Raw genomic sequence first — 11882 nt, 5'->3', positions numbered from 1 at the left:
TGCCTGGGCGATTACATGTTGAGTTTCGTATTCCTGCTTTCATATGACCCGAAACCGTGTATAATAAAAGAAATTTATTAACGCAGGACTTACGTGCGATGTCATTGTCCAGGAAACGAAATGCCGCCGGAACGGCGGCGGGCTGCAGAGTGGCCGGGAGACTTTTCGAATCCCCTTTATTCTGCTAAACTTACTCTAATGTTTGACTAGGGGGATTTGAAGTTGGCAAAACCTACACTATCGGAAGCGCTGGCGAAGCGCATCTTAATAATGGACGGAGCCATGGGGACGATGATCCAGCAGGTTCCGCTTACTGCCGACGACTTCGGCGGAGAAGAGCTTGAGGGTTGCAACGAAATGCTGGTGCTGACACGTCCTGAAGTCATCGGCAAGATACACGAGGCTTACCTGGAAGCAGGAGCCGATCTGATTGAAACGAATACATTCGGCGCCACCTCTGTGGTTCTAGCCGAATATGACATTCCGCAGAGAGCGCGTGAAATCAATCTCTCAGCTGCGGCTATAGCGAGAGAAGCGGCTGACCGCTTCAGTACGGAGGAACGGCCTCGTTATGTGGTGGGCGCGATGGGACCGACGACGAAGACGCTGTCCGTTACAGGCGGCGTGACGTTCCCCGAGCTTACGGCAAGCTATGAAGAACAGGCGGTTGCTCTGATTGAGGGGGGCGTTGACGCGCTGCTGCTGGAGACTTCGCAGGATACGCTGAATGTCAAAGCGGGCAGCATCGGAATCCGCGAGGCTTTCCGCAAGACAGGCGTCACTCTGCCGATTATGATTTCCGGGACGATCGAGCCCATGGGAACGACGCTTGCCGGCCAAAATATCGAAGCCTTCTATATTTCCCTGGAGCATCTGAACCCGATCTCCATCGGATTGAACTGTGCGACAGGGCCGGAGTTTATGCGCGACCATATCCGTTCATTGGCTGGAATGGCCTCGGTTGCGGTCAGCTGCTATCCGAACGCGGGACTGCCCGATGAGAACGGCAATTACCATGAATCGCCGGATTCCCTGGCCCGCAAAATCTCGGCCTTTGCCGAGAAAGGCTGGCTGAATATTGCCGGCGGCTGCTGTGGCACAACGCCCGCGCATATCAAGGCAATGGCTGAAGCGCTTGAAGCGTATCCGCCTCGTCTGCTGGAAGGCAGTCATCCTCCTGCACTATCCGGTATCGATCCCGTCTATGTGGAGCAGGATAACCGTCCATATATGGTAGGCGAACGTACCAATGTGCTGGGATCGCGGAAGTTCAAGCGACTGATTGTCGAAGGGAAATACGAGGAAGCGTCCGAAATCGCCCGCGCCCAGGTCAAGAGCGGAGCGCAGGTTGTCGATGTGTGCGTGCAGGACCCGGACCGGGATGAAGCCGAGGATATGAAGTCATTTCTGGAGCTGGTCGTCAAAAAGGTCAAGGTTCCGCTTATGATCGATACTACCGATCCAAAGGTTATTGATCTGGCACTGCAATACAGCCAAGGCAAGGCGATCATTAACTCCATTAATCTTGAAGATGGTGAAGAAAAGTTCGAACATGTTACGCCGCTTATTCATAAATACGGCGGGGCTGTCGTCGTCGGCACCATTGATGAGAACGGACAGGCGATCAAAGCTGTGGACAAGCTTGATGTCGCCAAGCGCTCCTATGAGCTGCTGGTGAACAAATATGGTCTTCATCCAGAGGATCTCATTTTCGATACACTTGTCTTTCCGGTCGGAACAGGGGATGAGCAGTACATCGGGTCCGCCAAGGAGACGATAGACGGTATCCGCCTCATCAAAGAAGCACTGCCCGGCGTGCATACGATTCTGGGCATCAGTAATGTCTCGTTCGGTCTCCCGGAAGCAGGACGTGAGGTGCTGAATTCGGTCTTTTTGTACGAGTGCACCAAGGCCGGACTGGACTATGCGATCGTCAACACGGAGAAGGTGGAGCGATACGCTTCGATTCCCGAAGAAGAGCGCCGTCTGGCGGAAGAATTAATTTATAATACGAACGATGAGACGCTGGCCGAATTCGTCGCCGCTTTCCGGGGGAAGAAGGTCGAGAAGAAGGAGAAAATCTCCAACCTGACTCTGGAGGAGCGCCTTGCGTCATATGTTGTGGAAGGCAGCAAGGATGGGCTTATACCTGACCTGGACGAAGCGCTTAAGAAATACGGCGCACTCGAAATAATTAACGGCCCGCTGATGGAAGGGATGTCGGAAGTAGGCCGTTTGTTCAACAACAATGAGCTGATCGTAGCCGAGGTGCTGCAGAGCGCGGAAGTCATGAAGGCATCGGTCGCGCATTTGGAGCAGTTCATGCAGAAGAATGAAACTTCGGTCAAGGGTAAAATACTGCTCGCCACCGTGAAAGGCGACGTGCATGACATCGGCAAAAACCTCGTGGAGATCATTCTCTCCAACAACGGTTACCAGATCGTCAATTTGGGTATAAAAGTACCACCGGAGACGATCATTGAAGCGTTCCGCCGCGAGAAAGCGGATGCCATCGGACTGTCCGGCCTCCTGGTGAAGTCGGCGCAGCAGATGGTGCTGACCGCACAGGATTTGCGGACCGCCGGCATCGATGTGCCGATTATGGTAGGCGGAGCAGCGTTGACCCGCAAGTTCACCAAGACCCGGATCTCGCCGGAGTATGACGGACTTGTTCTGTATGCGAAGGACGCGATGGACGGCCTTGATCTGGCCAACAAGCTCATGAATGCGGACGAGCGGGCCAAGATGGTCGAGGAGCTGCGGTCCGAGAAGGAAAGCACGGCCACCGAGAAACCGAAGTCGGAGCTGCCGAAGCTGACCCGCGTGGAGCGTTCGAGCATCTCGGTGGACGCTCCGGTCTTCACGCCCCCGGATTTGGAGCGGCATGTGCTGCGGAACTATCCGCTCGGCCACGTCATTCCTTATGTGAACATGCAGATGCTGCTGGGCCACCATCTGGGTCTCAAAGGCTCGGTTGAAGGGCTGCTGGCATCCGGCGATTCCCGGGCCGTTGAACTGAAAGAGACGGTGGACAATCTTCTGCATGAAGCTACCGTTAACGGCACGATTACGCCAAACGCAATGTACCGGTTCTTCCCGGCGCAGTCCAGAGGCAACGACATTCTGATATACGATCCTGAGGATACGGGCAAGGTGCTTCACACCTTTACGTTCCCAAGACAGCAAGTCGAGCCTTACCTCTGTCTATCGGACTTCCTGAAGCCGGTGGACAGCGGAATCATGGATTATGTCGGCTTTCTGGTCGTTACGGCCGGACAGGGTATCCGGGAGCAAGCCGAGGAACTGAAGGCCAAGGGAGATTATCTGCGTTCCCATGCGCTTCAGGCGATGGCGCTCGAAATCGCTGAAGGCCTCGCAGAACGCGTCCATCATATGATGCGTGACATCTGGGGCTTCCCGGACCCGGCGGATATGACGATGAAGCAGCGTCACGGAGCGCGTTACCAGGGAATCCGGGTGTCGTTCGGCTATCCGGCCTGCCCGGATCTGGAGGACCAGGAGCCGCTGTTCCGGCTGATGTCGCCTGAAGATATCGGCATCCGGTTGACCGAAGGCTTCATGATGGAGCCGGAGGCTTCGGTATCCGCAATGGTGTTCGCCCATCCGCAGGCCCAGTACTTCAATGTGGAAAAAGCCTGACCAACGGGGCAGCCGGCACAACGACCAGCAGGATTCTGCCCGATTATGCAGCCTCCCGTACACGGGAGGCTTTTTAGACATGAAGAATGTATAAGTTTCAGGGTTCCCGCAACTTTCGTGAATCCGCTTCGAGGCAACAGCCAGCCCCACTTAGTGGGGCTGTTTAGTGACAATAGACCGGAAGAAAGAAGGGGCTATATGGAAATCTATTTTCTGGGCACGAACGCGGGCGTCCCGACTCTTCTGCGAAACGTAACGTCCGTCGCTCTGCGGCTGCTGGAGGAGAGAAGATGCTTCTGGATGTTCGACTGCGGAGAGGGGACGCAGCATCAGGTGCTGCGCTCGCCGCTCCGGCTCGGGAAGCTGGAGAAGCTGTTCATTACCCATCTGCATGGCGACCATATCTTTGGCCTTCCGGGTCTGCTCAGCAGCAGAGCCTATCAGGGAGGGACAGCGCCTCTGGCGGTGTATGGACCTCCTGGCCTGAAGAGCTTCATCGAATTATCGATGTCCGTCAGCCAGTCCCGTATTCCTTACAAGCTCGAAGTGGTGGAGCATACCGGAGGGCTGATTTTCGAGGATGATCAGTTCAAGGTGGAAGCCGCCCTTCTGGAGCATCGGATCGACAGCTATGGCTACCGGGTGACCGAGAAGGACCGGCCAGGCAGCCTGAATGCGGAGCTTCTGAGAAGCTATGGACTGAAACCGGGTCCGCAGTATGGCGTGCTGAAGAGCGGCAGAGATGTCACTCTAGAGGACGGCACAGTCATCAAGGCCACCGAAGTGCTGAGCGCGCCGAAGAAGGGCAGAATCGTTACCGTGCTCGGAGACACACGTCCATGCGGAAACACTGTCCCGCTGGCGCATGAAGCGGATCTGCTGATTCATGAAGCCACTTTCAAGCACGAGCTGGCAAAAATGGCCCACGAATACTATCACAGCACGACCATTCAGGCAGCCGAAGCGGCGAAGGAAGCGGGAGCACGTCAGCTTATCCTGACGCATTTCAGCTCACGCTACGGTCCGCTTGATGAGCTGCTGCCGCTGCTGGATGAGGCGCGCACCGTATTCCCGAATACGCTGCTGGCGGAGGAATTCCGGCTGTTTCCGGTAATGACGGACTGAATTATTTTCCGGGAAAGCGCAGGAAATGACAGGGCGCTGTCAAAAGCCGCAGCAGGCAGCGTCTTTTCGATTCTCTTCGACGATATCGTGGCGGTAGGTGTCAGAGCGTCTGACGAAAATTACTGATTTGCGGACGTTTAACCCTATGAATAATCTCTGAAATGAATGGGAGAGGTGTTAAGAATGATTAGTGAAATCAAAGGGCTGCTCCTGGATTTGGACGGCACGCTGTTTCACGGCGGTATTATGATTCCCGGCGCGGATTCGTTAATATCTGGCCTTAGAGCCAAAGAAATCCCCTTTCTGTTCGTGACCAACAATTCATCCCGGACTCCGGCCGGTGTTGCGGAGCATCTTCGTGCAATGGGCATTGAAGCGCATGAGCGGGAGGTCTGTACATCTTCGCTGGCGGCAGCCGCATATGTAGCGGAAGAATCGCCAGGTGCGTCCGTGGCGATACTGGGGGAAGAGGGACTTAGGCAGGCTTGTCTGGAAGCGGGACTTGCACTTGTGGAAGAGCAGCCGCAGTATGTCATCCAGGGGATTGACCGGTCGTTTACATACCATTCGCTGACCAGAGCGGCCAGATGGATCACGGACGGCGCGAGCTTTGTGCTGACGAACCCGGACCTGATGCTTCCGTCCGACGACGGGATGGTGCCTGGCGCGGGCACCCTTGGCGCTGCTATTGAGGCCGCAACAGGTGTGGCTCCGGTCGTAATCGGCAAGCCGAAGCGCCATTTGGTCTCCTATGCTGCCGCCCGGCTTGGAATCGAGCCGTCAGATGCGGTCGTGGTAGGCGATAACATGCGTACCGATATTGCAGCCGGCGCCCATGCGGGCTGCCGGACGATTCTCGTCCTGACCGGCGTAACGACAACCGGCAATCTGGATCATTACAAGGAGCTTACCGGCGTAACTCCGGACGAAATTTGCGGCGATTTGGCTGAATTGCGCACGCTGCTTGGTGTATAATGGCAGAGCTGCATCACAATCAGGGAGGAAGATGTAATTATGCCGGAATATCCGGAAATGGAGAACTACCGCAGGCTGCTGTCGCAGCATATCATCAACCTGCCGATTACCGGAGTGACGGTGAACAGGGACAAGTCTCTGAATGTCGAACCCGAGGTGTTTAAGGCGAGTCTGACCGGAGTACGGATCGTTTTCGTCGAGCGCAGGGGGAAGAATCTGATTTTTCATCTGCAGGACGGAAAAAGACTGCTTCTGCATTTGATGCTGGGCGGGCTGCTGTTCTACGGAACCGAAGAGGAACGGCCGAACCGCACGACGCAGATTGAGCTTCATTTTGGGGAACAAATTTTGTATATCATGGGATTGCGACTTGGCTATATGCATTTCCTGACAGTCAAGCAGACCGAAGAGGCGCTGGCCAAGCTGGGGCCGGACATCATGGACCGGAAGCTGACCGAAGACAAATTCGCCCTGAGACTGAAGGGAAGACGCGGTTCGCTGAAAAGCGTGCTGGTAAATCAGTCTGTTGTTGCCGGGATCGGCAACTGCTACGCCGATGAAATCGCGTTCGAGGCAGGTCTTCTGCCCTCGGCTCCTGTTCAGGGCATGCCTGACGAGACGGTAAGCCGCTTGTACCAGGCTGTACGCAAGACATTGAGCGATGCGGCGGATATCGGCGGTTATATGGAAATGCCTTTTATGACGGGCGATACCGTCACCGGAGCCTATAACGACCAGTGCAAGGTCTACGACAGAGGCGGGGAAACCTGTGTCCGCTGCGGCGGGACCATCCGGAAGGAAGAGCAGTCGGGACGGAAAGTATTTTATTGCCCGGATTGCCAGCATGAGCACTAAACCGGTCATCGGGGCGCATGTCAGCATCAAGGGCGGTTATGCGCAAGCGGCAAAGAGTGCCTGGAAAGCCGGAGCGGGCTGCTTTCAGTATTTTCCGAAGAATCCGCGAAGCCTTCAGCTGAAGCAAGCCGATATCCGGGATGCCGGCGAATGCGCGGGTTTTTGCCGGGAGCATGGACTCGTCTCCATTGCGCATACCCCTTACCCGACCAATATGGCGGTGTCTGACACCGGTCCCGGACCCGGAAGAAGCGTAATGACGGCTTCGCTCCGCAATGATCTGGACATCGCCGAAGCCTGCGGTTCGGTGGGCATTGTCGTTCATTTCGGGCATTTTCAGAACATCATGCCGTTACAGGGCTATCAAAATATTATACAATGTATGAATGAAACGCTGGAGTCCTGGCACGGCTCCGCCAAGCTGCTGATCGAGAACCAGGCCGGTAACGGCGGATTTGAAGGCACGACGCTGGAAGAGCTGATCAAGGTGCGCGAGCTAAGCAAGTATCCGGAGAAGATCGGATTTTGCTTCGATACATGCCACGCCTTTGCGTCCGGCCTTTGGAACCCCGAGCGCAGCGATGAGCTGCTGGAGAAGGGAATCATGCTTGGATATTGGGATCATCTGGCGGCCGTTCATCTGAATGACTCCAAATATCCGTTCGGTAACAAAAAAGACCGTCATGCCAGAATCGGCAAAGGGCTGATCGGCCAGAAGGGGCTGAAGGATCTTTTGCTCTCTGAGCCGTTCTGCGGCAAGCCTTGGGTTCTGGAGACGGAAAAGGGCGAAGACGGTACTCATCAGGACGAAATGGACACGGTACGGTCGTGGTTTGAGTAGGGGGGCGAACGGGTCATGCTGCATATTTACATGGACGATGCGCGCAGAGCCCCTGAGGGCTTTGCCCTGGCCAGAACGGTGGAGGAATGCCTGCTGATGCTCCGGGAATGCGAGGTCGGAATTCTGTCTCTCGATTATGAAATGGGGCCGGGAGAAGATACCGGAGGCTATGCCGCGCGAATGATCGTGCTGGAACGGCTGTTCCCGAGAGAGATTTATCTTCATTCTTCAAGCGTTCTGGGCAGAAAAGAAATGTTCGAGACGTTGTACCCGGCCTGCCCGGCTGAGACGATTCTTGTGAACGGTCCCATCCCTTACGAACGGCTTCTGAGACTGTCTGGTGAGGAGCCCGCCGGAGGAAGCACTCGATGAACGCTTATGTCATCAAGGAGTTGGACGAAAAAGAACTGCTGGAGCTAATAGCAGAAGGGGACAGGCCGCTTGCTGTGTTCCTGCAGTCTCCTTTTTGCGGAACCTGCAAAGCTGCCAAAAGGATGCTGGAGGTAGCGGACCTGCTTATCCCCGAAGAGATTCAGCTCGTATCGGGCAATATCAATATGCTGCCTGAGCTGGTATCCCGTTACCGGATATCGGGTATACCGGCGCTGCTCATTTTAAACCGGGACCGGACCGTGCCGCCTGCTATTCATTATCGCTTTCATTCGGTGGAGACGGTTCTGGGTTATATAAGGAGTGAGAATTCATCATGATTTCATTGCAGCATTTGACGCTGCGCAGAGAGGACAACCTCATCCTGGACGATGTGTCTCTTGAGATCAGGGAGGGCGAGAACTGGGTCATTCTCGGGCGGAACGGCTCGGGCAAGACGACGCTGCTCGAAATGATGACCGGCTATCTATTCCCCAGCAGCGGAACCGTGCAAGTATTGGGCCACACATACGGCCAAGTCGATCTGCGCGAGGTCCGCAAGGAGATCGGGTATATCGGACCGTCTCTGATGGAGAAGCTGACGCTTCGCGATCCCGTCTGGGAAGTAGTGGCTACGGGCGCTTATGCGTATCTCCGTTTCTATCAGAGCATCCCAGGCGAAGTCAAAGCGAAGGCGATCGGTCTTCTTGAGGATATGAGTATGGGCGGACTTGCAGATCATGCTTTTGGCACACTGTCCCAGGGCGAACGCAAGAAGGCTATGCTGGCCCGGTGCCTAATGGCGGACCCCAAGCTGCTCATCATGGACGAGCCATGCGCCGGCCTTGATCTGTACGAACGCGAGAAGATGCTCGCGGAAGTGGATAAGCTAAACCGGCGCAACGTGACGGTGGTCTATGTGACCCATCATGTGGAGGAGATTGTGCCGCTCTTCACCCATGTAGCGCTGATTCGTGCCGGCAAGCTGGCGGGAGCCGGACCGAAGCGGGAGGTGCTGAACAACGAGCTTATGCTCGCCGCCTATGAGCTGCCTGTGGATATTGAATGGGAGGATGAACGTCCCTGGATTAAAATAAAACGGAGAGGGTTGTCCATTTGAACGAGCATATCCCAAACGAAGAACAGAACAAGCTCCAAGAGGGAAGCGGGGTGTCCTCGCGCTTCATCTGTACGGCGAACCATGGGTTCGCACCGTACGCACAGGAAGAACTGCGCCGTCTGTTCGGTTCTGTCAAAAGCACCCTTCTGGTGCCCGGCGAAGTGTTCCTGGCTACGCTGCATGCCGAGCCAGAGGAAGCGACCCGGAGATTGAGCGATAATCCTCCGGTCTTTCTCCGGCATATTCAGCCGGTTCAATTTCAGGATGAAGGAAGCCGGGAGGCGCTGGACCGGCTGGCGGTCTACTTAAGCCGCCGGACCGAGCTCAGCGGCGAAGTGATTGCCCTGCAGGCGCGCAAGACCGACGACTCGTTCTGGACCGAGAGTCCCGGCGAGCTGCGGGAGCTGCTGCAGGCCGGTCTGGAAGACGTCGCCGCGGAGTTCAGCGTGCAGCAGCCGGTCTGGATCGTGTCGGTCTATGTCACCGGCAGCGCCCTGTATGCCGGGATATCCCGGCCGGAGGACAATTTGTCCGACTGGAACGGCGGAGCGATCCGGTTCCGGCGGGAGGACGGACAAATCTCCCGGGCGAAATTCAAGCTGATGGAAGCGGAGAAGGAATTCGGGATTGATTTCGCGGCATTCCGCAAGGGGCTCGATATCGGAGCCGCACCCGGAGGCTGGACTTCGTTCCTGCTTGAGCGGGGCCTCTCGGTTACCGCTGTCGATCCGGCGCGAATGCATGATTCGCTTGGTGATCATCCGGCACTTAAGGTGCTCCGCAAGAACGCCGGAGAAGTCAAGTTCAGGGAAAATGAATTTGACCTCCTCGTCTGCGACATGAGCTGGAATCCGAAGCTGATGGCCAAGCTGGTCTCTGGCCTGCTGTACAGCCTCGTTACAGGCGGAATGGCGGTGGTGACGATCAAGCTGCTCACGAAGAAGCCAATGGCGCTGATCAAAGAGATTACCGCCATGTTCGAGAACGAACGGATGCAGATTCAGCGGGTGAAGCAGCTGTTTCACAACCGCGATGAAGTTACAGTTTATATGATTAAATATTAACGGCATAAAATAATAAAAATCGAGGACGGGAAAGCATCCCGCCGAATCGTGCGCTAGGGTTAAGCGCCGGTTTGGCGGGATTTTTGTTGTGTCTGACTGGGTTCCGAAAGCAAGAACTATGAAGATCATAGGATTAAATATTAATGAGATAAATTAAATGAGTGTACAATATAATCCCGCGCTCAGGAGGAGATTGCATATGCGTTATCAGACAAAGCTTGCGCCCGGCGCCACGCTCGGCGGGCGGTATATCATTAGTGGTATGATCGGTTCCGGCGGCGAAAGCCATGTTCATGAGGCGGAGGATCTTAAGCTTCCCGGCAAGCGCTGGGCAGTTAAAGAAACGGCGGGACTTCAGGATGGAGAAGCGCTGCGGTCCGAGGCAGAGCTGCTGACCGGACTATCCCATAGACGGCTGCCAAGGATTGCCGATTTCTTCCCGCCGGACGAGGACGGCTATGCCTACCTGGTAATGGACTATATCGAAGGGGTGACCCTTGACCGTTATTTGAAGTCGGTGAACGGGAAGATGCCTCCCGATGTGCTGCCTGTTTTTGCGAGCGAGTTGCTGGAGGTGCTGCAATATCTCCACGGTCTCCGTCCGCCGATCGTATACCGTGATCTCAAGCCCTCCAACATCATGCTGACGCCGGAGAACGGCCTGATGCTGATCGACTTCGGCATCGCCCGCCGTCACCGCAGCGATGCCTTGAGCGATACCGTCAAGCTGGGGACGGTAGGGTTTGCCGCACCCGAGCAGTACGGCGGCGGGCAGACCGATGCCCGTTCCGATCTCTACGGTCTCGGGGCGCTGCTGCTGTACCTGGCGACAGGCGGTACAGCCAGTGAATGGTCTCCGGGCATGGAACGGAGACTGGAGGGCCGGACTCCGGCCGGACTGGTCCCCTTCCTGCGGAAGCTGCTTCGCCCAAGGCCGGAGGACCGGTACGAAAGCGCCGCTGACGCAGCCGCGGCGCTTCAGAGCTTGCTGCCGCGGGAGCGGAGCGGCCTCCGCGGCAGCAGCGCCAGCGTCAGGCCTGCCCTGCCTGGCCTGACAGCGCAGCCCGCACCGCCGCCATGCCGGCGGCTCGCGGTGCTGGGTGCCGCGCCGGGCCTCGGCGCGACGCATGTCTCCCTGGCCGCCGCGCATGCGCTGGCCAGGCCCTGCGCCGGGCCGGTCGCCTGGGTCGAATGCGACCCGGCTTCCGGCGCCTGGAGCCGCCTGCGCGAAGCGGCGGCTCCGCCTGGCGTCCGCAGCGGGCCGGACGCGGGCGCAGGCTTTGAGCTGTCCGGCGTCCGCTGCTTGAAGCTTCTGCCGGACAGCGATCTCGCGGAACTGACCGCAGGGTTCCGCGTCGTCGTGCTCGACCTCGGCACAGGCCGGTACGGCCGGGCCGAGGAGGATCGCAGGCTGGCCGATGTCAGCCTGCTCCTCGCTTCGGCATCGCTCTGGCGCCTGAAAGAGACGCTCCAGGCGCTGGAGCGAGTTGATTGGCGCCCGGATGCCGGGGACACTGTGATCGGCCTGTCACTGGCCGGTGGCAACGACGAGTGCAGGCTGCGCGGGCTGCTGCAGACCCGGGACGTATACGGGCTGCCCTGCCAGCCCGATCCCTTCGAGTGCGGCGGGGCCCTGGAGGATGTTCTGCGCGGCATTCTGGAGCCTTTGGTGAGCGATCTGCGGGAAGGCGCGGCGATTGAATCGGCGTATAAGGCGTATAAGAAGAAGCGCTTTTTCCGTAGATAAAGCTGTAAGCTGCCGGAGCAGCCGTTTCGGGTAACATGCCGGGGAATGAAAAGTGATGGAAAGTGAACTTTTTAGTTTCGTAAAATATCTGAGATATGCTAAAATTAATCGTTGTATCCAACACGG

10 protein-coding genes are annotated in these 11882 nt (G+C 56.8%); all 10 read left to right on the top strand.

The annotated features are described in order from the left end of the window. The first annotated feature begins 222 nt into the window (after window positions 1–222). The gene (gene metH / locus PSTEL_RS15000) at window positions 223–3660 is read left to right on the top strand and encodes a methionine synthase (protein ID WP_038696482.1); all 3438 of its coding nucleotides are present in this window, start codon (window positions 223–225) and stop codon (window positions 3658–3660) included. Between the two features lie 198 nt (window positions 3661–3858). Then, entirely contained in the window at window positions 3859–4785 is a 927-nt protein-coding gene (gene rnz / locus PSTEL_RS14995) for a ribonuclease Z (protein ID WP_038696480.1), read from the top strand. 183 nt (window positions 4786–4968) lie between these two features. Continuing rightward, window positions 4969–5760 (top strand): HAD-IIA family hydrolase, encoded by a 792-nt coding sequence (locus PSTEL_RS14990; protein ID WP_245624966.1) that lies wholly within the window; start codon window positions 4969–4971, stop codon window positions 5758–5760. Between the two features lie 39 nt (window positions 5761–5799). After that, a complete protein-coding gene (locus tag PSTEL_RS14985) occupies window positions 5800–6615 on the top strand; it encodes an Fpg/Nei family DNA glycosylase (protein ID WP_038696478.1) in 816 nt (271 codons plus the stop codon). Beyond that, the gene (locus PSTEL_RS14980; protein ID WP_052098519.1) at window positions 6605–7456 is read left to right on the top strand and encodes a deoxyribonuclease IV; all 852 of its coding nucleotides are present in this window, start codon (window positions 6605–6607) and stop codon (window positions 7454–7456) included. The genes PSTEL_RS14985 and PSTEL_RS14980 overlap by 11 nt, the downstream gene beginning before the upstream one ends. A 15-nt stretch (window positions 7457–7471) precedes the next feature. Next, window positions 7472–7828 (top strand): cyclic-phosphate processing receiver domain-containing protein, encoded by a 357-nt coding sequence (locus PSTEL_RS14975; protein ID WP_038696474.1) that lies wholly within the window; start codon window positions 7472–7474, stop codon window positions 7826–7828. Beyond that, complete coding sequence (locus PSTEL_RS14970) at window positions 7825–8166, top strand: thioredoxin family protein (protein WP_245624965.1); 342 nt, start codon at window positions 7825–7827, stop codon at window positions 8164–8166. Before PSTEL_RS14975 ends, PSTEL_RS14970 begins: the two co-directional genes overlap by 4 nt. Further along, window positions 8163–8945, top strand: a complete 783-nt coding sequence (locus PSTEL_RS14965) for an ABC transporter ATP-binding protein (RefSeq protein ID WP_038696472.1) — start codon at window positions 8163–8165, stop codon at window positions 8943–8945. The genes PSTEL_RS14970 and PSTEL_RS14965 overlap by 4 nt, the downstream gene beginning before the upstream one ends. After that, entirely contained in the window at window positions 8942–10009 is a 1068-nt protein-coding gene (locus tag PSTEL_RS14960; protein WP_038696470.1) for an SAM-dependent methyltransferase, read from the top strand. Before PSTEL_RS14965 ends, PSTEL_RS14960 begins: the two co-directional genes overlap by 4 nt. Before the next feature lie 199 nt (window positions 10010–10208). After that, window positions 10209–11756, top strand: coding sequence for a serine/threonine protein kinase (locus PSTEL_RS14955; protein ID WP_052098517.1), 1548 nt, complete (start codon window positions 10209–10211; stop codon window positions 11754–11756). The last annotated feature ends 126 nt before the right edge of the window (window positions 11757–11882 follow it).

Source organism: Paenibacillus stellifer (assembly GCF_000758685.1).
GTDB classification, from domain to species: domain Bacteria; phylum Bacillota; class Bacilli; order Paenibacillales; family Paenibacillaceae; genus Paenibacillus_AQ; species Paenibacillus_AQ stellifer.
The sequence above is the reverse complement of the archived record's forward strand: the minus strand, read 5'-3'. Positions and strand labels throughout refer to the sequence as shown.